The organism is Streptomyces dryopteridis, assembly GCF_049606955.1.
Classification (GTDB): Bacteria; Actinomycetota; Actinomycetes; order Streptomycetales; family Streptomycetaceae; genus Streptomyces.
The window spans coordinates 1,168,458-1,190,380 of record NZ_CP187113.1 but is presented as its reverse complement, the minus strand read 5'-3'; the positions used below and the strand labels follow the sequence as shown (position 1 = coordinate 1,190,380).

Below are 21,923 nucleotides of genomic sequence, written 5' to 3'. Positions count from 1 at the left end.
CCGCCCGCGTCCCACACCCCGGTCCGCTCCGCGCCCCACCCGTCGCCCCCGTTACCATGGCCGCGTGACCAGCAACCTCCGCTTCCTCAAGGGCCACGGCACCGAGAACGACTTCGTCATCGTTCCCGACCCCGACAACGCCCTCGACCTGCCCGCCGCCGCCGTCGCCCGCCTGTGCGACCGTCGGGCCGGGATCGGAGCGGACGGCGTGCTGCGCGTGGTCCGCTCGGCCGCCCACCCGGAGGCCCGCGCCATGGCCGACGAGGCCGAGTGGTTCATGGACTACCGCAACAGCGACGGCTCGATCGCCGAGATGTGCGGCAACGGCGTACGGGTCTTCGCCCGCTACCTCGCCCACGCCGGCCACGTCGAACCCGGGGACTTCGCCGTCGCCACCCGCGGCGGGATCAAGCGCGTCCACCTCGACAAGAGCGGGGACGTCACCGTCGCGATGGGCCGCGCCGCGCTGCCCGCCGAGACCGCCGAGGTCACCGTCGGCGCGCACACGTGGCCCAGCCGGAACGTGAACATGGGCAACCCGCACGCGGTGGCCTTCGTCGACTCCCTCGACCAGGCCGGCCCGCTGCTCGACGCGCCCCTGGTCACCCCGGCCGCCGTCTACCCCGAGGGCGTCAACGTCGAGTTCGTCGTGGACCGCGGCCCCCGGCACGTGGCCCTGCGGGTCCACGAGCGCGGCTCCGGCGAGACCCGCTCCTGCGGCACCGGCGCCTGCGCCGTCGCCGTGGCGGCGATCCGGCGCGACGGGCTCGACCCCGCCGTGACCGGAGAACCGACCACCTACACCGTCGACGTCCTCGGAGGCACCCTGGTGATCACCGAACACCCCGACGGCCTGATCGAGATGACCGGACCCGCCGTCATCGTCGCGGAGGGCGAATTCGACCCGACGTGGCTGACCGAAACGGCTTTCGCCCGCTGATTCCCTCCAACGGGTGATCCATTTCACGCTAAGCGAGACCAGGACTGCGCCACGTGGTGGGGTCGGTAACATCTAACACCGGCCCCGAGGGCTCACCCCCCGCCCGCCACCGCCGGTCGACGTCGCCGGAGGTGCCCCATGAGTGCAGAGGCCACGAACCCCGAAGCACGCCCCGAGTTCCGCAGACGCAGCCGCACCAGGCTGGACCTGCGACGACTCGGGCGCGCCGCCCTGCTCGGGCCGACCCCCCGGGACCGGCTGCCCGACGCGATCAGTCACGTCGCCGAAGCCCACCGCGCCCACCACCCCGACGCCGACCTGACCGTGCTGCGCCGCGCCTACGTCCTCGCCGAGCACTCGCACCGGGGCCAGATGCGCAAGAGCGGCGAGGCGTACATCACCCACCCCCTCGCCGTCACCCTGATCCTGGCCGAGCTCGGCGCCGAGACCACCACCCTGACCGCCTCCCTCCTCCACGACACCGTCGAGGACACCCCGGTCACCCTGGAGCAGGTCCGCGAGGAGTTCGGGGCCGAGGTCGCGTTCATCGTCGACGGGGTCACCAAACTGGAGAAGGTCGACTACGGGGCCGCCGCCGAACCCGAGACCTTCCGCAAGATGCTCGTGGCCACCGGCAACGACGTGCGCGTCATGTCCATCAAGCTCGCCGACCGGCTGCACAACATGCGCACCCTCGGCGTGATGCGCCCCGAGAAACAGGCCCGGATCGCCAAGGTCACCCGCGACGTCCTCATCCCGCTCGCCGAACGCCTCGGCGTGCAGGCCCTCAAGACCGAGCTGGAGGACCTGGTCTTCGCCATCCTCCACCCCGAGGAGTACGAGCGGACCCGCGCCCTCATCGCGAGCCGCGCCGGCGAGGAGGACCCGCTGCCCCGGATCGCCGAGGCCGTCCGCACGGTCCTGCGCGAGGCCGGCCTGAGCGCCGAGGTCTCCATCCGGCCCCGACATTTCGTCTCCGTGCACCGCGTGGCCCGCAAACGCGGCGAGATGCGCGGCTCCGACTTCGGCCGGCTGCTGGTCCAGGTCACCGAGAACGCCGACTGCTATGCCGTCCTCGGCGAACTCCACACCTGTTTCACCCCGGTGATCTCCGAGTTCAAGGACTTCATCGCGGCCCCCAAGTTCAACCTCTACCAATCCCTGCACACCGCCGTCGCCATCCCCGACGGACAGGTGGCCGAGGTCATCGTCCGCACCCGCCGCATGCACCTGGTGGCCGAGGCCGGCGTCGTGGCCCTGGGCAACCCCTATACCGGCGGGTCCCTCGCCGCCGCCGCCCTCGCCGGCGCGGAGGACGAACGCGTCGACCCCACCCGCCCCGGCTGGCTCTCCCGCCTGCTGGACTGGCAGCAGGCCGCGCCCGACCCGGACACCTTCTGGAGCCAGCTGCGCGCCGAACTCGCCGAGGACCGCGAGATCACCGTCTTCCGCGCCGACGGCGGCGGCACCCTCTCCCTCCCCGCCGGCGCCACCTGTATCGACGCGGCCTACGCCCAACACGGCGAGGCCGCGCACGGCTGTGTCGGGGCCCGCGTCAACGGCCGGCTCGCCTCCCTCACCAGCCGACTCGCCGACGGCGACACCGTCCAGGCCCTCCTCGCCGACCCCGCCACCCCCGAGGCCGGCCCCGCCCTCGACTGGCTCGACCACGCCCGAACCCCCGCCGCCCGGATCGCCATCGCCGACTGGCTGCGCCGGCACCCCGAGGGCCCCGCCGCCGAGGCCGGCGTGCCCCGGGCCCCGCTCTCCCTGGTCAACCTGCGCCCCGGCGGCGCCACCGCCGTCACCGGCCGCCCCGGCGCCCCGGTCCGGCTGGCCGGCTGCTGCACCCCCGTGCCCCTGGACGAGATCGCCGGGTTCCGGGTCCGCGGCGGGGCCGTCACCGTGCACCGCGAGGTCTGCCCGGCGGTGGCCCGGATGCGGGACCTCGGCCGGACCGAGGAACCCGTCAGCTGGGAGGCCGGCGGGGACTGCCGGGTCACCCTCGTGGCCGAGTCCTTCGGCCGCCCGCACCTGCTGGCCGACCTCACCGAGGCCATCGCCCGCGAAGGGGTCGAGGTCATCTCCGCCACCGTGGAACCCCCGGTCGCCGGCCGGGTCAAGCACACCTACACCCTCCACCTGCGGGACGCCGGCGGACTCGTCGCCCTGATGCGCGCGATGCGCGAGGTCCCCGGCGTGTACGACGTGGACCGGGCCGCCGGCCCCGTCTGACCCGCCGCCCCCGACCCGGTGTGGGGGACGGCCGGGTCAGCACGGCTCCGGCCCGGGGCACCGTTCGGGTGGAAGCGGTGCGCGTCGGACCGGCCCCGGAGCGGTCCGCCGGTATGCGTGGGGGATGCACCAGACCCCCACCCGCCGCGCGCGCCGGGTCGGCGGCCGGCTCGCCGTGCTGGCCGCGACCTCCCTCGCCCTGGTCGCGGCGGCCCTGCCCGCCCCCGCCCCCCTCGGCATCGGCGACCCCCTGTTCCCGACGCTCGGCAACCCCGGGTACGACGTCCTCGCCTACGACCTCGACCTCACCTTCCACGACAACCGCACCCCGCTCGACGCGGTCACCGTCATCGACGCCCGGGCCACGACCGCCCTGGACACGATCAACCTCGACTTCACCCACGGCACCGTCTCCGCCGTCGAGGTCGGCGGCCGACCGGCCCGCTTCGAGAGCGCCGGCGAGGACCTCGTCCTCACCCCGGCCGCCCCCGTGCCCGCCGGAGCCACGCTGCGGATCACCGTCCACCACACCAGCGACCCGCGCGGCCGGGCGAGCGACGGCGGCTGGGTGGTCACCGCCGACGGCCTCGCCATGGCCAACCAGGCCGACGCCGCCCACCGCGTGTTCCCCGGCAACGACCACCCCTCCGACAAGGCGTTCTTCACCGTCCACGTCACCGCCCCCGAGGAGTACACGGTGGTCGCGAGCGGGGTCGAGGCCCTCGCCCCCACCCGCGTCCGCCGCGCGGCCCCCGGCACCCGCACCTGGAACCACCGCTCCCTGCACCCGATGGCCACCGAACTCCTCCAGGTCTCCATCGGCCGCTCCGCCGTCGTGCGCCGCGAGGGACCGCACGGACTGCCGCTGCGCGACGTGGTCCCCGCCGCCGACCGGGACCGCCTCGAACCCTGGCTGCGCCGCACCCCCGGCCACGTCGCCTGGCTGGAGGAGCGCCTGGGCCGCTACCCCTTCGAGAACTACGGGGTCCTGGTGGCGACCGCCGACACCGGCTTCGAGCTGGAGACCCAGACCCTCTCCCTCTTCGAACGCGGCCTGTTCACCGGCACCGGCCGCCCCGCCTGGTACGTCGAATCCGTGATGGTCCACGAACTGGCCCACCAGTGGTTCGGCGACAGCGTCTCCCCCCGGGACTGGTCCGACCTCTGGCTCAACGAGGGCCACGCCACCTGGTACGAGGCCACGTGGGCCGAGGAGCACGGCGGCACCACCCTGGAGGAGCGGATGCGCGTGGCCTACACCCGCTCCGACCGCTGGCGCGCCGAGGGCGGCCCGCCCGCCGCCCCCCGCCCCGCCGCCCCCGGCCAGAAGATCGGCCTGTTCCGGCCCGTGGTCTACGACGGCGCCGCCCTGATCCTCTACGCCCTGCGCGCCGAGGTCGGCGCCGCCGCCTTCGACCGGATCGAACGCCGCTGGGTCGCCGAGCACGCCGACGGGGTCGCCGACACCGCCGACTTCGTGCGCCTGGCCTCCGCCGAGGCCGGCCGCGACCTCGGCCCCTTCCTGCGGCCCTGGCTGTACGGGGAGAAGACCCCGCCCATGCCCGGCCGTCCCCAGTGGAGCTCCGACCCCGCCCGTCCCCGACCGTGAAAAGGGTGTGACCCGCCCCCGGCGGGCATGTCACCATCGTGAGGTCGGCGACGCGGCCGGCCGCCCGGGAATCTTCGGACGGCGGACGGCGTTGTACCGACGCGGAACACTCCCACGACGTAAGGATCCAATGACCTCCTCCTCTTCCTCCGCTTCCCGTGACGCGCACACCGAGGACGCGCCGGACGCGCAGAGCCGCACCGAGAGCCTTCGTGCCGATGCCCTGATGGAAGAGGACGTCGCCTGGAGCCACTCCGTGGACGGCGAACGGGACGGCGACCAGTTCGACCGCTCCGAGCGCGCCGCCCTTCGCCGCGTCGTCGGCCTCTCCACCGAACTCGAGGACGTCACCGAGGTCGAGTACCGCCAGCTCCGCCTGGAGCGGGTCGTGCTCGTCGGCGTGTGGACCTCGGGCACGGCGCGGGACGCCGACAACTCCCTCGCGGAGCTCGCCGCCCTCGCCGAGACCGCCGGCGCCCTCGTCCTCGACGGGGTCGTGCAGCGCCGCGACAAGCCCGACCCGGCCACCTTCATCGGTTCCGGCAAGGCCCGCGAGCTGCGCGACATCGTCGTCGAGTCCGGCGCAGACACCGTCGTCTGCGACGGCGAGCTCAGCCCCGGCCAGCTCATCGCGCTGGAGGACGTCGTCAAGGTCAAGGTGGTCGACCGGACCGCCCTGATCCTCGACATCTTCGCCCAGCACGCCAAGTCCCGCGAGGGCAAGGCCCAGGTCGCGCTCGCGCAGATGCAGTACATGCTGCCGCGACTGCGCGGCTGGGGTCAGTCGCTCTCCCGCCAGATGGGCGGTGGCGGTGGCGGTGGCATGGCCACCCGCGGCCCCGGTGAGACCAAGATCGAGACCGACCGGCGTCGGATCCGCGAGAAGATGGCGAAGATGCGCCGGGAGATCGCGGAGATGAAGACCGGCCGCGACCTCAAGCGGCAGGAACGCCGCCGCAACAAGGTGCCCTCGGTCGCCATCGCCGGCTACACCAACGCCGGCAAGTCCTCCCTCCTCAACCGGCTCACCGGCGCCGGCGTCCTGGTGGAGAACGCCCTGTTCGCCACCCTGGACCCCACCGTCCGCCGCGCCGAGACCCCCACCGGCCGCGTCTACACCCTGGCCGACACCGTCGGATTCGTCCGACACCTGCCCCACCACCTGGTCGAGGCGTTCCGCTCCACCATGGAGGAGGTCGGCGACTCCGACCTCATCCTGCACATCGTGGACGGTTCGCACCCGGCCCCCGAGGAGCAGCTCGCGGCCGTCCGCGAGGTCATCCGCGAGGTCGGCGCGGTCGACGTGCCCGAGATCGTGGTGATCAACAAGGCGGACGCCGCCGACCCGCTCACCCTCCAGCGGCTGATGCGCGTCGAGAAGCACTCGATCGCCGTATCCGCCCGCACCGGCGCCGGCATCGAGGAACTCCTCGCGCTCATCGACGCCGAACTCCCGCGCCCCGCCGTCACGGTGGAGGTGCTGGTGCCCTACACCCACGGCGGCCTCGTCGCCCGGGCCCACGCCGAGGGCGAGGTGCTCTCCGAGGAGCACACCGCCGAAGGCACCCTGCTCAAGGCACGGGTCCACGCCGAACTCGCCGCGGACCTCGCGCCGTACGTGCCGGCCGCCCACTGAGGCGACCGCACGCGGACGCAGAACGGGCCGGTCACCCCTCGCGGGGTGACCGGCCCGTTCGCGTGCCCGGCGCGAGCGCCGAACCCGCCACCACCACCGCTACTGCTTCTGCTTGGCGAACTTGTCCGAGACCGCCCGGAACACGCCCTTGGCCTCCGGACCCAACCGCGGACCCGCCAGCCACCCGGCCGTCGCCGGACCGATCGAGGTGTTCGACACCAGCGCCGGCTTGCCGTCCGGCCCCGCCGCGACCCAACCGCCGCCCGAGGAACCGCCCGTCATCGAGCACCCGATCCGGTACATCACCGGGTCCGTCGCGTTCAGCGACAGCCGACCCGGCTTGTCGGCGCAGGAGTACGCCAACTGACCGTCGTAGGGCTTCGCCGCCGGGTACCCGGTCGCCGTGATCTTCGCGATCTGCGCCACCGCCGGAGCCTCGAAGGACACCGGCAGCGCCGTGCCCACCGTCTCCTCCAACGACTTCGTCGCCCCCTTCTCCGGGGTCACGTGCAGCACCGCGAAGTCGTACGGAGCGCCCGCGCCGCCCGTCGGACCACCCGTGGAGATCCACTGGTCCGAGGTCTGCGCCCAGTCGCCCCACCACACCCCGTACGGGGCGATCTGCTCACGGGAGGCGCCCTCCAGCGCCGAGGCCGGCCGACCCGCGTCGTTGTACGAGGGCACGAACGCGATGTTGCGGTACCAGCCGCCCTTCGCGCCCGCGTGCACGCAGTGCCCCGCCGTCCACACGAGGTTCGACTTCCCCGGGTTCGCCGGGTCCTTCACCACCGTCGCCGAGCAGACCATCGAACCCTCGGGCCCGTCGAAGAACACCTTCCCCGAGGCCGGCGCGCTGCCGTGGTACGGGGCCTTCACCGCCGAGGCCCGCACCGGGACCGGCGTCGGGTCGGTCTTGCCCTTGTCCGCGCCGAGGTCGGGCGCCGCCACCGGCCGCTCCTTGGGCTGCTCCGCCTCCCGCATCCGGTTCGAGTCCCACAGGTCCTCGATGATCGGGTTGACGAACTCGTTGGCCTCGCGCAGCCAGTCGTCCTTGTTCCAGTTCTTCCACGCACCCCCCTTCCACTTGTCCAGGTCGAAGCCGTGCTCCTTGAGCTTGTTCTTCAACTCGTCCGGAATGGTGATGCCGCCCACGCCGGACGGGTCGCTCGCCGCCACGGTCGGCTTGGCGTCCCCGCCGGCCTCGTCGTTGCCCGGGCCGCAGGCCGCCGCCGTGAAGGCGAGGGCCGCCGCGCACAGCACGGCGATGACCGGTCGTCTCGGTCGCATGTCGTGAATCCCCCTGGTGATTCGAGGCGAGGTGTGCAAATGCGGTACCCCACTATGCCGCCGGAGACGGGGACGGCGTGCGCCGGGTCCGCGGTTCCCCCGCCGAGCCCGCTCGCGTGCGCCCCCTTGGCCCTCTTCAAACCCCTTTCGGGCCAAGGATCTTGGCCCGACCCGTGATCCCCCGTCCGCCCCGTCGTTGGTACGTACGGGCGAAGCACGCCCGCAGTCCGCCCGCGGACGCGCATTCAGGAGGATCGAGACTCGTGGCCGTGTTCGACCAGGCAGCCGGCGCGGCGACGGGCACCGCCCCCGCCCCCGACCTCCCCCCGGCCCGCCGCCCCGTCACCGGACCCACCAGCCGGGGCCTGGCCACCGCCGGCCGCGACGGCGCCACCGGGGACACCGGCCCCGCCGCCATCCTCCGCCGACAACGCGCCCGCGAATCCGCCGCCCGCACCTACGCGCGCCACCTGCCCGTCGTGCCCGTCCGCGCCCGGGGCCTGACCATCGAGGGCGCCGACGGACGCCGCTACCTCGACTGCCTCTCCGGCGCCGGCACCCTGGCCCTGGGCCACAACCACCCCGTGGTGCTGGAGGCCATCCGCGCCGTCCTCGACTCCGGCGCCCCGTTGCACGTGCTGGACCTGGCCACCCCCGTCAAGGACGCCTTCACCAGCGAACTCTTCGCCACCCTGCCGCCGGCCCTCGCCGCCGACGCCCGGATCCAGTTCTGCGGACCGGCCGGCACCGACGCCGTCGAGGCCGCCCTCACCCTGGTCCGCGCCGCCACCGGCCGCACCGGACTGCTCGCCTTCACCGGCGCCTACCACGGCATGACCGCCGGGGCCCTGGCCGCCTCCGGCGGCGGCCGCGACAACCGCGTCACCCGCCTGCCCTTCCCCCAGGACCTGCGCTGCCCCTTCGGCGTCGGCGGCCCCGAAGGCGCCCGGCTCGCCGCCCGGTGGACCGAGACCCTGCTCACCGACCCCAAGAGCGGCATCGCGGAACCCGCGGCCCTCCTCGTCGAACCCGTCCAGGGCGAAGGCGGGGTGCTGCCCGCCCCCGACGCCTGGCTGCGCCGGATCCGCGAGCTGACCCACGCCCACGACATCCCCCTGATCGCCGACGAGGTCCAGACCGGGGTGGGCCGCACCGGCGCGTTCTGGGGCGTGGACCACGCCGGGGTCGTGCCCGACGTGATGGTCCTGTCCAAGGCCATCGGCGGCAGCCTCCCGCTGGCCGTGATCGTCTACCGCTCCGGACTCGACGTGTGGGGTCCCGGGGCGCACGCCGGCACCTTCCGCGGCAACCAGCTCGCGATGGCCGCCGGCGCCGCCACCCTCGCCTTCGTCCGCCGTGAGGGCCTCGCCGCCCGCGCCGCCGACCTCGGCGCCCGCATGCTCGGCGTCCTCGGCCCGCTCGCCGACCGGCACCCCTGCGTGGGCGAGGTGCGCGGCCGCGGGCTCATGATCGGCCTGGAGATGGTCGACCCCGACCACCCCGACGCCGCCCACGGCCCGGCCCCCGCCGCGCCCCACCTCGCCGCCGCCGTCCGCCGGGCCTGTCTGGACCGGGGCCTGATCGTCGAACTCGGCGGCCGACACTCCGCCGTGGTGCGCCTGCTGCCCCCGCTCACCCTCACCGACGAACAGGCCGGCGCCGTCCTGGACCGGCTCGCCGACGCCGTGGCCGCCGTGGACCGCGACCGCACCCGCGTCGCCCCCTCCCGCACCCTGCTGCGGGTGCCCGGCCCGGCCGCCCCCGCCCCGCCCACCGCCCCCCGGCCCTGACAACTCCACAAGGAACCAGGTCATCGTGAGTGCCCACCCCAGTCCCGAACCCTTCTCCGCCGACGACACCGAGACGACGGCGGCGGGATCCCCGCCGGACGCCCCGGGCCTCGTGCCCCGGCAGAAGGACAACGGGCCCCGTCGGGCCGAGACGGGAGTCGCCGTCCCCACCCCGGACCCCCTCGACGATCCCGACCCGCAGCGGGCCGCCGAGGCCGCGGCCACCGAGAACCTGCTGCGCTGCTGGGTCCGCGAGACCGGCCCCACCCGCCCGCCCGGCGCGGCCGGGGACCCGCTGCGGATCCCGCTGCCCGCCACCGGCACCGCCCTCCTCGTGCCCGTCCGGCACTGGTCGCCCACCGGCTGGCACCGCTTCGGACCGGCCCGCGTCGAAGGCGCGCCGGCCGAGGCCCCGAGCGTGGACGCCGTCACCCTCGCCGCCCTCCTCGCCCGCGAGGGCGGGGCGTACGGCCCGGCGGCCGGGGACCTCGTGAGCCGGGTCGCCGACTCCACCCGCCGCGTCGCCGGGTTCCTCGCCGCCCGCCGGGCCCGGCCCGTGCCGCCCCCGCAGGTGGCCGCCGACCCCTTCCTGCACGGCGAGCAGTCCCTCGTCCTCGGCCACGGCCTGCACCCCACGCCCAAGAGCCGGGAGGGGCTCGGCGAGGCCGAGGGTCGGCTGTACTCCCCGGAACTGCACGGGGCCTTCCCGCTGCACTGGTTCGCCGTCGACCGGTCGGTCCTCGCCACCGACTCGGCCTGGACCGAACGCGGCCGGCCGGTCCGGGCCGAGGAGCTGCTGTCGCGCCTGGCCCCCGGCCTGCCGCTGCCCGACGGCACGGCCCCGCTGCCCCTGCACCCCTGGCAGGCCCGCGAGGTCCTCACCCGTCCCGCCGTCCGCCACCTCCTCGACACCGGACTGCTGCACGACCTCGGACCGCACGGCGGCCCCTGGCACCCGACCTCCTCGGTCCGCACCGTGCACCGCCCCGGCGCCCCGGTCATGCTGAAGCTCTCCCTGGGCCTGCCGATCACCAACTCCCGCCGCGAGCACCTGCGCAAGGAGCTGCACCGGGGGGTGGAGGTGCACCGGCTGCTGCGTTCCGGTCTCGCCGACGCCTGGCAGGCCCGGCACCCGGGCTTCGACATCGTGCGCGACCCGGCCTGGATCGCCGTCGACGGGCCGGACGGGCTGCCGGTGCCCGGACTCGACGTCCTGCTGCGCCACAACCCCTTCGGCCCCGGGCAGGACGTGTGGTGCCTGGCCGCGCTGGTCTCGCCGCGTCCCCGACCGGGCCGGGCCGCGCTGGGCTCGCGGCTCGGGGAGCTGGTCACGGCGCTGGCCGAGGGCACGGGGCGGCCGCCGGCCGCGGTGGCCGCCGAGTGGTTCCTGCGCTATCTCGACGCGGTCGTGGCCCCGATCCTCGCCTTCGACGCCCTGGCCGGCATCGCGCTGGAGGCCCACCAGCAGAACACCCTGGTGGTGCTGGACCCGGCGGGCTGGCCGGTCGGCGGGCGCTTCCGCGACAACCAGGGCTACTACTTCCGCGAGTCCCGGCGCGCCGAGCTCGACGGGCGGCTGCCCGGCATCGGAAAATCCAGCGACACCTTCGTGGCCGACGCGGTCGCCGACGAGCGCTTCGCCTACTACCTGGGCATCAACAACGTGCTCGGCCTGATCGGCGCCCTCGGCTCCCAGGGCCTGGCCGACGAACGGGTCCTCCTCGCGGCCTTCCGGGGCTTCCTGACCGAGCGGGCCGCCGGCGGCGCGCACGGCCGGCTGCCCGAGCAGCTCCTGGCCGCCCCCACCCTGCGCTGCAAGGCCAACCTCCTCACCCGGCTCGGCGGCCTGGACGAACTCGTCGGGCCCGTCGACACCCAGTCCGTGTACGTCACCCTCGCCAACCCGCTGCACCACTGACCGCCCCTCCCCCCGAGAGACCCCTCATGCCTGCCGTCACCCCCGGTCCCCTGCCCGCCCCCGCCGTCCCCCCGCCCCCGACCGGTCAGGTCCGGGTGCCCTACGCGGCGACGGGCGGCCCCGTCACCCTCCTGTCCGCCCCCATCCCCGCCCCGTCGCGGGAGGCGCTGCCGCTGCTGGCGGAGGCCGAGCTGCTGGACTCGCCGGTCGAATGGGGCGCGGTCGACACCCCGGTCGGGGTGTTCCGGCTCGTGCCGGTCCGCCTCGCGCGGGACCTGGGCCTGCTGGGGCGGTGGATGAACGATCCGGCGGTCGACGCGTTCTGGGAGCTGGCCGGACCCGAGGAGGTGACGGCGGCGCACGTGCGGGGGCAGGTCACGGGGGACGGGCACAGCGTGCCCTGCCTGGGGCTGCTCGACGGAGTGCCGATGAGCTACTGGGAGGTGTACCGGGCCGATCTGGAACCGCTGGCCGCGCACTACCCGGCCCGGCCGCACGACTGCGGTATCCACGTGCTGATCGGCGACGGGGCCGACCGGGGGCGCGGGCTGGGCACGGCGCTGATCCGGGCCGTGGCCGATCTCGTCCTGGACCACCGGCCGCGCTGCGAGCGGGTGATCGCCGAGCCCGACGTGCGCAACGGGGCCTCGGTGGGCGCGTTCCTCGGGGCCGGTTTCCGGCGTGCGGGCGAGCTGGAGCTGCCGGAGAAGCGGGCGGCGCTGATGATCAGGGACCGGTCGCTGCGCGGCCTGCTCTGACGCCGGGGTCCCCCGTACGGGCGGCGGCGCGGGGTCCGACGACGGGTCGGCGCCGGGTCGGCGGGGGGGTGAAGCGAGGGGAAGCGGGGGCCGCTGTCGGCGGCGCCCCGTAGGCTGGTCGGTGCTATGACGAAGCCCTCCCTCCCCGATCTGCTCCATGCCGCCGTCTCCGCCGTCGGCGGCACCGAGCGTCCCGGCCAGGTGGCGATGGCCGAGGCCGTCGCCGAGGCCGTGGACGCCGGCGAGCACCGGCTCATCCAGGCCGGCACCGGCACCGGAAAGTCCCTCGGCTACCTGGTCCCCGCCCTCGCGCACGGCGAGCGGGTGGTGATCGCGACCGCGACGCTGGCCCTCCAACGCCAGCTCGTGGAACGGGATCTGCCCCGCACCGTGGAGGCGTTGCAGCCGCTGCTGCGGCGCCGGCCCGAGTTCGCGATGCTCAAGGGCCGCTCCAACTACCTGTGTCTGCACCGTCTGCACGAGGGGGTGCCGCAGGTCGAGGAGGAGGGGTTGTTCGACCCCTTCGAGGCGGCGGCCCCCACCAGCAAGCTGGGCAAGGACCTGCTGCGGCTGCGGGACTGGGCGGACGAGACGGAGAGCGGGGACCGCGACGAGCTGACCCCGGGCGTCTCGGACCGGGCCTGGTCGCAGGTGTCGGTGACCTCCCGGGAGTGCGTGGGCGCGAGCAGGTGTGCCTATGGGGCCGAGTGTTTCGCGGAGGCGGCGCGGGAGCGGGCCAAGCTCGCCGACGTGGTCGTGACCAACCACGCGCTGCTCGCGATCGACGCGATCGAGGGGGCGCCGGTGCTGCCCTCGCACGAGGTGTTGATCGTGGACGAGGCGCACGAGCTGGTCTCACGGGTGACCGGGGTGGCCACCGGGGAGCTCACCCCGGGGCAGGTCAACAGGGCGCTGAAGCACTCCGCGAAGCTGGTGGACGAGAAGTCGGCGGACGCCCTGCTGACGGGCTCCGAGTCCTTCGAGCGGATCATGGAACTGGCCCTGCCGGGGCGGCTGGAGACGGTGCCGGAGGAGCTCGCGCACGCGCTGGCGCTGCTGCGGGACGGTGCGCGGGCGGTGATCACGGCGTTGGGCGGTTCGCGGGACAAGTCGCTCTCCGACGAGGACGCGCTGCGCAAGCAGGCGCTGGCGGCGGTGGAGAACGTGCACGCGGTGGCCGAGCGGGTGCTGATCGGCTCGGAGTACGACGTGCTCTGGTACGAGCGGCACGACCGGTTCGGGGCCACGCTGCGGGTGGCGCCGCTGTCGGTGTCGGGGCTGCTGCGGGAGAAGCTGTTCGCGGAGCGGTCGGTGGTGCTGACTTCGGCGACCCTGAAGCTGGGCGGGGACTTCAACGGGGTCGCGGCCTCGATGGGCCTGGCCCCGGAGGGCGTGGCCGAGGGCGCGGGGGAGGACGGCGAGGAGCCGGTGTGGCGGGGCCTGGACGTGGGCTCGCCCTTCGACTACCCCAAGCAGGGCATCCTCTACGTCGCCCGGCACCTGGCCGTGCCGGGGCGGGAGGGCACGCGCGGGGACATGCTCGACGAGCTCGCGGAGCTGATCGAGGCGGCCGGCGGGCGGACCCTCGGGCTGTTCTCGTCGATGCGCGGGGCGAAGGCCGCGGCGGAGGAGCTGCGGGGGCGGATCGAGCACCCGATCCTGCTCCAGGGGGAGGAGACCCTGGGCGAGTTGATCAAGAACTTCGCGGCGGAGCCGAAGGTCTGCCTGTTCGGGACCCTGTCGCTGTGGCAGGGCGTGGACGTGCCGGGGCCGAGCTGTCAGCTCGTGGTCATGGACCGGATCCCGTTCCCGAGGCCGGACGATCCGCTGATGAGCGCGCGGCAGAAGTCGGTGGAGGAGCACGGGGGCAACGGATTCATGGCGGTGGCGGCGACGCACGCGGCGCTGCTGATGGCCCAGGGCGCGGGCCGGCTGGTGCGGGCGACCGGGGACAAGGGGGTGGTCGCGGTGCTGGACCCGCGGCTGGCCACGGCCCGGTACGGCTCGTTCCTGCGGGCCGGGCTGCCGGACTTCTGGTACACCACGGACCGCAACCAGGTGCGGCGCTCGCTGGCCGCGATCGACGCGATGGCGGTGGCGGACGGGGCCTGAGGCCCGGAGCGCGCGAAGGCCCCGGAACGACGGGCTCCGGGGCCTTTCCGCGTGCGCGCGTGCATGGCGGTGGCGGGGCGGCGGGCAGGCGAGGGCCCCGGGACCGGCGCAGGGGTCCCGGGGCCGTCCGGTGGGGCCGTCGGAGGGCCCGTGGTGCTCGCCGCGGCCGGGCTTCAGAGCCTGCGCAGGACGGCGACGACCTTGCCGAGGATGGTGGCCTCGTCGCCGGGGATGGGCTGGTAGGCGCTGTTGTGGGGGAGCAGCCACACGTGGCCGTCCTCACGCTTGAAGCGCTTCACGGTGGCCTCGCCGTCCAGCATCGCGGCCACGATGTCCCCGTTCTCGGCCACGGGCTGGCGGCGGACGGTGACCCAGTCCCCGTCGCAGATCGCGGCCTCGATCATGGAGTCGCCGACCACCTTGAGGACGAAGAGCTCCCCGTCGCCGACGAGCTGCCGGGGGAGGGGGAAGACGTCCTCCACGGACTCCTCGGCCAGGATCGGGCCGCCGGCGGCGATCCGGCCCACCAGCGGCACGTAGGAGGCGGCGGGCTTGCCCGTGGTGTCCGTGGGCTGCGAGCTGGGCTGGTCCGAGCCGCGCACCTCGTAGGCGCGGGGGCGGTGCGGGTCGCGGCGCAGGAAGCCCTTGCGCTCCAGCGCCATGAGCTGGTGCGCGACGGAGGAGGTGCTGGACAGGCCGACGGCCTGGCCGATCTCGCGCATGGACGGTGGGTAGCCCCGCCGCTGCACGGAGTCGCGGATGACCTCGATCACGCGCCGTTGGCGGTCGGTGAGTCCGGAACTGTCGGCGCGAATGCCGGGAGGGCGACCGGGCAGTGAGCGGGTCGGTCGATTGGCCTCGGATTCCCCGTGGCCCGGTCCCTCCAGGGGCGCATTCTGGGAATGCTGGGAATGCGCGGAATTCGCGTTGGTGTGCATTGTGTTCATCCCCGGGACGCCGCTCGTGGCATGGGTGTTCCCGGGGTTGCCCCCGGTGTGAGCGGGTTCGACTCGGCCCTGGGAGCGGTGCTGAGCGGTGATGGTCGCGCTGTCTGCGGTGGTGGTCACGTCGGCCCCTCTCGAAATGTTCTCCCTGGCTGGACAACGGTAGTTGCTTTCGAAAGGTTGCGCCAAACACACGTTCGAGTGAAAAAAGGAGGATAGGTCGTCGCGGTCACATGAAGCGGTGTATGGACGATCGGAAGATCGAACGCCGGTTCGGCGTGACCTCCCGCACGTGCGGTACCCTTCCGGGTCGTGCCCCGCAGTGGCGCGTCTCCCCTGAAGGTACGGCTCAAACGCCGATTCCAGGCCATCCCGCATGTCGACACGCCGTAGGGCGTGTTTCCTGCGCAACCCAAGATCTAGTGGTTGGATGGGCGACGCGTCCCACAAGTTGTGGTCCTCGGGTCTGCCGAGGGGCTCGGGATCGCATATGCTGGTGACCGCTTCACCAACCCCCGCAGAGTCTTGCCTCTGCTCCCCACGGGGTTGTGTGGGCTGTTCAGTCGTGCCGCGAGAGAGGGTAAGGGAACCGTGCACTGCCCCTTCTGCAGGCATCCCGACAGCCGTGTCGTCGACAGCCGCACCACGGACGACGGCACGTCGATCCGCCGGCGTCGCCAGTGCCCGGACTGCTCTCGCCGTTTCACGACGGTCGAGACCGCGTCCCTCATGGTGATCAAGCGCAGCGGGGTCACCGAGCCCTTCAGCCGCACCAAGGTCATCTCCGGGGTGCGCAAGGCGTGCCAGGGCCGGCCGGTCACCGAGGACGCGCTCGCCCAGCTCGGGCAGCGGGTCGAGGAGGCGGTCCGGGCCACGGGCAGTGCCGAGCTCACCACGCACGACGTGGGGCTGGCCATACTCGGCCCGCTCCGGGAACTCGACGTGGTCGCGTACCTGCGGTTCGCGTCCGTCTACCGGGCTTTCGACAGCCTTGAGGACTTCGAGGCGGCCATCGCCGAACTGCGCGAGGGCCGACCTCACAGCACCGACGAGTGCGAGCACTGCGGGAACCCCACGGTTCCCGTGCCCGCCTCCGCCGCCGACTGATCCGGCCCGCCGCGCTCCTGCCGCGCGTCCGGACGTCAGGCGAAGTACACAGTCACAGTTCACGACCGTGCCAGTGGGAATAGTGCTGGCACTTCAGGGCGTTTTTGCCCGCATATGGGAGGCGGCATGACAGAGACGGCGAGCGGTTCGGCACGTGGTTCCCGCGCCAAGGGAGCCAAGGCCAAGGGCCTGCGCATCGAGCGCATCCACACCACCCCCGGCGTGCACCCGTACGACGAGGTGGTCTGGGAGCGCCGTGACGTCGTCATGACCAACTGGCGCGACGGCTCGGTCAACTTCGAGCAGCGTGGCGTCGAGTTCCCCGACTTCTGGTCGGTGAACGCGGTCAACATCGTCACCAGCAAGTACTTCCGCGGCGCGGTCGGCACCCCGCAGCGCGAGACCGGTCTCAAGCAGCTCATCGACCGCATCGTGAAGACCTACACGAAGGCGGGCGAGGAGCACGGCTACTTCGCCTCCCCGGCCGACGCCGAGATCTTCGAGCACGAGCTGACCCACGCCCTGCTGCACCAGATCTTCAGCTTCAACTCCCCGGTCTGGTTCAACGTCGGCACCCCCCAGCCCCAGCAGGTCTCCGCCTGCTTCATCCTGTCCGTCGACGACTCCATGGAGTCGATCCTCGACTGGTACAAGGAAGAGGGCATGATCTTCAAGGGCGGTTCGGGCGCGGGCCTGAACCTGTCCCGGATCCGTTCCTCCAAGGAGCTGCTGTCCTCGGGCGGCAACGCCTCCGGCCCGGTCTCCTTCATGCGCGGCGCCGACGCCTCCGCCGGCACCATCAAGTCCGGTGGCGCCACGCGCCGCGCGGCCAAGATGGTCGTGCTCGACGTGGACCACCCGGACGTCGAGGACTTCATCGCCACCAAGGTGAAGGAAGAGGAGAAGATCCGCGCCCTGCGCGACGCGGGCTTCGACATGGACCTCGGCGGTGACGACATCACCTCCGTGCAGTACCAGAACGCCAACAACTCGATCCGCGTGAACGACGAGTTCATGACGGCCGTCGAGAACGGCACCGAGTTCGGCCTGCGCGCCCGCATGACCGGCGAGGTCATCGAGAAGGTCGACGCCAAGGCCCTGTTCCGCAAGCTGGCCGAGGCCGCGTGGGCCTGCGCCGACCCGGGCATCCAGTACGACGGCGTGATCAACCGCTGGCACACCTGCCCCGAGTCCGGCCGGATCACCGCGTCGAACCCGTGCAGCGAGTACATGCACCTGGACAACACGTCCTGCAACCTCGCCTCCCTCAACCTCATGAAGTTCCTCGACGACGACGGGGCGGGCACCCAGTCCTTCGACGTCGAGCGCTTCGCGAAGGTCGTCGAGCTGGTCATCACCGCGATGGACATCTCGATCTGCTTCGCCGACTTCCCCACCGAGAAGATCGGCGAGAACACCCGCGCCTTCCGCCAGCTCGGCATCGGCTACGCCAACCTCGGCGCCCTGCTGATGGCGACCGGCCACGCGTACGACTCGGACGGCGGCCGCACCCTGGCCGCGTCCATCACCTCGCTGATGACCGGCACCGCCTACAAGCGGTCCGCCGAGCTCGCGGCCGTGGTCGGCCCCTACGACGGCTACGCCCGCAACGCCGAGCCGCACCAGCGGGTCATGAAGCAGCACGCGGACGCCAACGGCGTCGCCCCCCGCGGCGACGACCTGGACTCCCCGATCTGGGCCGCGGCCACCGAGGCGTGGCAGGACGTCGTGCGCCTCGGCGCGAAGAACGGCTTCCGCAACTCCCAGGCGTCCGTCCTCGCCCCGACCGGCACCATCGGTCTGGCGATGTCCTGCGACACCACCGGTGTCGAGCCGGACCTGGCCCTGGTCAAGTTCAAGAAGCTCGTCGGCGGCGGCTCGATGCAGATCGTCAACGGCACCGTGCCGCAGGCCCTGCGTCGTCTGGGCTACCCGGAGGAGCAGGTCGAGGCGATCGTCGCGCACATCGCCGAGAACGGCCACGTGGTCGACGCCCCCGGCCTGAAGACCGAGCACTACGAGGTCTTCGACTGCGCCATGGGCGAGCGTTCCATCTCCGCGATGGGCCACGTCCGGATGATGGCCGCGATCCAGCCCTGGATCTCCGGCGCCATCTCCAAGACCGTCAACATGCCCGAGACCGCCACCGTCGAAGAGGTCGAGGAGATCTACTTCGAGGCGTGGAAGCTCGGCGTCAAGGCGCTCGCGATCTACCGCGACAACTGCAAGGTCGGCCAGCCGCTGTCGGCGAAGAAGAAGGACGACAAGGTCGAGGAGACCCCGGCTCCGGCCGCGGCCGCCGCGCCCGTCGCCCCGGCCGTCCAGAAGGTCGTCGAGTACCGTCCGGTCCGCAAGCGCCTGCCCAAGGGCCGGCCCGGCATCACCACCTCCTTCACCGTGGGTGGCGCCGAGGGCTACATGACGGCCAACACCTACCCGGACGACGGTCTGGGCGAGGTCTTCCTGAAGATGTCCAAGCAGGGCTCCACCCTCGCGGGCATGATGGACGCCTTCTCCATCGCCGTCTCGGTCGGCCTCCAGTACGGCGTGCCGCTGGAGACCTACGTCGCGAAGTTCACCAACATGCGCTTCGAGCCGGCCGGCATGACGGACGACCCGGACGTGCGGATGGCGCAGTCGATCGTCGACTACATCTTCCGTCGCGTGGCGCTGGACTTCCTGCCCTTCGAGACCCGCTCCGCCCTCGGCATCCACTCCGCCGAAGAGCGTCAGCGGCACCTGGAGACCGGCTCCTACGAGCCCCTGGACGAGGAGCTCGACACCGAGTCCCTGGCCCAGTCGGCCCCCGTCTCGGCCGCTCCGACCACCCCGCGTCCGGTCGAGATCCCGGCCCCGGTGACCCGCACGGCGCACAGCAACGCCGAACTGGTCGAGATGCAGCTCGGCGTCTCCGCCGACGCCCCGCTCTGCTTCTCCTGCGGGACGAAGATGCAGCGCGCCGGCTCCTGCTACATCTGCGAGGGCTGCGGCTCCACCAGCGGCTGCAGCTGATCCACCCCGGCGCACGGCACCCCGCCGCGCGCCGGGCACCGCACCACCCGTGAGGGCGTCGACCGCGAGGTCGGCGCCCTCACGGCGTTCGCGCGGACACGCGTACGGGCCCCGGACGGGTGCTCGGGACGAATCGGGGCCGGCGGGGGGCGAGGAGCCCCGGGGGACTGATGCGGGGCGGCCCGCGCCCGTACGATGGCGCGGTGCTGGTCAAGTGGATTCGGTGCACGGTGACGGACCGCCGAGGGTTCGAGCGCGGGCAGCGTAAATGGGCGGGGTTGCCGGGGGAGCCGGGCTTCCGCGGGCAGGGCGGCGGCTGGAGCCGGAGCCGACCGGGGATCGCGCACGTCTTCGCGTTCTGGGAGAGTCGCGCGTTCTACGACTCCTTCATGGCGCGCGCCCACGACCGGCTCGCCGCCGCCCAACAGGGCACCTACGCCGGCCTGCGGGCCGACCTCTTCGACCACCGCTTCGACGTGAAGACCGGCTTCGAGCCGAGGTTCGGCGACGCCGACGTGGTCCGGGTCGCGCACGCCCGGGTGCGCGAGGGCCGCGACGAGCACTTCGCGCTGATGCAGGAGAAGGTCTGGAACCCGGCCATGGCGGGCTCACCGGGCATGGTGCGCGGCCTGTTCGGGGCCGCGCCCGGCGGCGAGTTCCTCGTCCTGTCCATGTGGCGCTCGGCCGCCGAGCACGGCAAGTACCGCGAGGAACGGGTGGAACGGCTCTCGCTGCGGGCCCGCACCGAGGCCGACGTGGCCGCGCTGACCGGCGACGTCGTCGACCTCGAACCCTCCTGGACGGTGTGAGGGACGGCCCCGCGTCACGCGGGGCGCGGGGGCGTGCGCGCAGCGTGAGCGGGCGCCCGGCGGATCGGAACACGGGCGGCGCGCCCGGTCGTCGCGGCGCGCCGGGGCGCCTTAGGGTCGTGGGATGGTAAGACCGCGGCGCATCGTTCTCGTACGGCACGGCGAATCGGAGGGCAACGTCGACGACACCGTCTACGAGCGCGAACCCGATCACGCCCTGCGCATGACCCCCCGCGGCCACGCCCAGGCCGCCGCGACGGGGGAGCGGCTGCGGGAGTTGTTCGGCGACGAGGGCGTCAGCGCGTACCTCTCGCCGTACCGGCGCACCCTGCAGACCTTCCGGGAGTTGGGGCTCGACCCCGGCCGGGTCCGGGTGCGCGAGGAGCCCCGGCTGCGGGAGCAGGACTGGGGCAACTGGCAGGACCGGGACGACGTGCGGCTCCAGAAGGCGTACCGCGACGCCTACGGGCACTTCTTCTACCGGTTCGCGCAGGGCGAGTCGGGCGCGGACGTCTACGACCGGGTGGGCTCCTTCCTGGAGAGCCTCTATCGCAGTTTCGAGGCCCCCGACCACCCGCCGAACGTGCTGCTCGTGACGCACGGGCTCACGATGCGGCTGTTCTGCATGCGGTGGTTCCACTGGTCGGTGGCGGAGTTCGAGTGCCTGTCCAATCCCGGGAACGGCGAATTCCGGGTACTGCGACTCGCCGAGGACGGCCGCTACCGGCTCGATCGCCCGTTTGAGCGCTGGACCACACCGGAACCTTACGACCTGGACGGCTAGGCTGATCGGCGATGACCATCCCTGACACCTCCACCGACGCGCGCCTCGGACGCGCGCTGGCGTCCCTGCGCGGGCTCGCCCTCGGGGACGCCCTGGGCTCCCAGTTCTTCGTCCCCGTCAACTACCCGCTGCTCAAGCGCCGGGAGCTGCCACCCGGCCCGTGGCAGTGGACCGACGACACCGAGATGGCGGCCTCCGTCGTGGCCGTGCTGGCCGCGCACGGCCGCGTCGACCAGGACGCCCTCGCGGCCTCCTTCGCCCGCCGGCACGACTTCGACCGGGGCTACGGTCCCGGGGTGAACCGGATGCTGCGGCTGGTGCGGGAGGGCGGCGACTGGCGGACCCTGGCCGCCGAGCAGTTCAACGGGCAGGGCTCGTGGGGCAACGGGGCCGCGATGCGGATCGCACCGCTCGGCGCCTGGTACGCCGACGACCCGGTCCAGGCCACGCACCAGGCGGAGATCTCGGCGTACACCACCCACCAGCACCGCGAGGCGGTCTGCGGGGCGATGGCGGTGGCCGCCGCCGCCGCGCTGGCCGCCCGGGCCGGAGGCCCGCCGGCCGCCGGGGACCTGCTGGACGGGGTGATCGACCTGGTGCCCCGCAGCGCGGTGGGCGCGGGGCTGCGCCGGGCCCGCAACATGCTCGACTACGGGGACGCGAACACGGTGGCGGCGGTGCTCGGCAGCGGCCGGCGCACCAGCGCGCACGACACGGTGCCCTTCGCCCTGTGGTCCGCGGCGCGCGCCCTGGGCGATTTCGAGACGGCGTTCTGGACGACGGCCTCGGTCGGCGGGGACGTGGACACCACCTGCGCCATCGTGGGCGGGATCCTGGGCGCCGCCGGGACGCCGCTGCCCACGATCTGGGACGCCGAGACCGAGGCGCTGCCGGCCTGGCTGGTCGGCAAGGGATCTACGGGGTCCTCGGGCACGTGACCTGAGGCACGGCGCCGGCCCGGCGCCGCGCGCCGGTCATCCTT

General features: G+C 73.4%; 15 protein-coding genes. 13 read left to right on the top strand and 2 right to left on the bottom strand.

Translation table 11 applies throughout. The annotated features are described in order from the left end of the window. The first annotated feature begins 64 nt into the window (after window positions 1-64). The 4 genes from dapF (at window position 65) to hflX (ending at window position 6,420) form a co-directional block, all read left to right on the top strand. Window positions 65-940, top strand: coding sequence for a diaminopimelate epimerase (gene dapF / locus ACN20G_RS04675; RefSeq protein ID WP_424211446.1), 876 nt, complete (start codon window positions 65-67; stop codon window positions 938-940). A gap of 138 nt (window positions 941-1,078) precedes the next feature. Beyond that, on the top strand, window positions 1,079-3,175 hold the full coding sequence (locus ACN20G_RS04670) for a RelA/SpoT family protein (protein WP_424211445.1): 2,097 nt from the start codon (window positions 1,079-1,081) through the stop codon (window positions 3,173-3,175). Window positions 3,176-3,299: 124 nt separating this feature from the next. Beyond that, window positions 3,300-4,784: a M1 family metallopeptidase gene (locus tag ACN20G_RS04665; protein WP_424211444.1), complete on the top strand. Its 1,485-nt coding sequence runs from the start codon at window positions 3,300-3,302 to the stop codon at window positions 4,782-4,784. Between the two features lie 130 nt (window positions 4,785-4,914). Beyond that, a complete protein-coding gene (gene hflX / locus ACN20G_RS04660) occupies window positions 4,915-6,420 on the top strand; it encodes a GTPase HflX (protein WP_424211443.1) in 1,506 nt (501 codons plus the stop codon). Window positions 6,421-6,519: 99 nt separating this feature from the next. Here hflX and ACN20G_RS04655 read toward each other — a convergent pair whose 3' ends face one another. Beyond that, complete coding sequence (locus ACN20G_RS04655) at window positions 6,520-7,707, bottom strand: trypsin-like serine peptidase (RefSeq protein ID WP_424211442.1); 1,188 nt, start codon at window positions 7,705-7,707, stop codon at window positions 6,520-6,522. A gap of 365 nt (window positions 7,708-8,072) precedes the next feature. On the opposite strand from ACN20G_RS04655, the gene ACN20G_RS04650 reads away from it, so the two are divergent. From ACN20G_RS04650 to ACN20G_RS04635, 4 genes are all read left to right on the top strand, one after another. Then, on the top strand, window positions 8,073-9,497 hold the full coding sequence (locus ACN20G_RS04650) for a diaminobutyrate--2-oxoglutarate transaminase family protein (protein ID WP_424215369.1): 1,425 nt from the start codon (window positions 8,073-8,075) through the stop codon (window positions 9,495-9,497). Between the two features lie 22 nt (window positions 9,498-9,519). Next, a complete protein-coding gene (locus ACN20G_RS04645) occupies window positions 9,520-11,415 on the top strand; it encodes an IucA/IucC family protein (RefSeq protein ID WP_424215368.1) in 1,896 nt (631 codons plus the stop codon). Between the two features lie 26 nt (window positions 11,416-11,441). Then, on the top strand, window positions 11,442-12,173 hold the full coding sequence (locus ACN20G_RS04640) for a GNAT family N-acetyltransferase (RefSeq protein ID WP_424211441.1): 732 nt from the start codon (window positions 11,442-11,444) through the stop codon (window positions 12,171-12,173). A gap of 126 nt (window positions 12,174-12,299) precedes the next feature. Continuing rightward, on the top strand, window positions 12,300-14,285 hold the full coding sequence (locus ACN20G_RS04635; RefSeq protein ID WP_424211440.1) for an ATP-dependent DNA helicase: 1,986 nt from the start codon (window positions 12,300-12,302) through the stop codon (window positions 14,283-14,285). Between the two features lie 173 nt (window positions 14,286-14,458). Here ACN20G_RS04635 and lexA read toward each other — a convergent pair whose 3' ends face one another. Then, window positions 14,459-15,352: a transcriptional repressor LexA gene (lexA, locus tag ACN20G_RS04630; RefSeq protein WP_424211439.1), complete on the bottom strand. Its 894-nt coding sequence runs from the start codon at window positions 15,350-15,352 to the stop codon at window positions 14,459-14,461. Window positions 15,353-15,820: 468 nt separating this feature from the next. On the opposite strand from lexA, the gene nrdR reads away from it, so the two are divergent. The 5 genes from nrdR (at window position 15,821) to ACN20G_RS04605 (ending at window position 21,879) form a co-directional block, all read left to right on the top strand. Continuing rightward, the gene (nrdR, locus tag ACN20G_RS04625; RefSeq protein ID WP_424211438.1) at window positions 15,821-16,336 is read left to right on the top strand and encodes a transcriptional regulator NrdR; all 516 of its coding nucleotides are present in this window, start codon (window positions 15,821-15,823) and stop codon (window positions 16,334-16,336) included. A 126-nt stretch (window positions 16,337-16,462) separates the two neighbouring features. Beyond that, on the top strand, window positions 16,463-19,348 hold the full coding sequence (locus ACN20G_RS04620; protein WP_424211437.1) for a vitamin B12-dependent ribonucleotide reductase: 2,886 nt from the start codon (window positions 16,463-16,465) through the stop codon (window positions 19,346-19,348). Window positions 19,349-19,551: 203 nt separating this feature from the next. Next, window positions 19,552-20,157, top strand: a complete 606-nt coding sequence (locus ACN20G_RS04615; protein ID WP_424211436.1) for a YdbC family protein — start codon at window positions 19,552-19,554, stop codon at window positions 20,155-20,157. Window positions 20,158-20,281: 124 nt separating this feature from the next. Then, window positions 20,282-20,941, top strand: coding sequence for a histidine phosphatase family protein (locus tag ACN20G_RS04610; RefSeq protein WP_424211435.1), 660 nt, complete (start codon window positions 20,282-20,284; stop codon window positions 20,939-20,941). An 11-nt stretch (window positions 20,942-20,952) separates the two neighbouring features. After that, a complete protein-coding gene (locus tag ACN20G_RS04605) occupies window positions 20,953-21,879 on the top strand; it encodes an ADP-ribosylglycohydrolase family protein (RefSeq protein ID WP_424211434.1) in 927 nt (308 codons plus the stop codon). Window positions 21,880-21,923 lie beyond the last annotated feature (44 nt).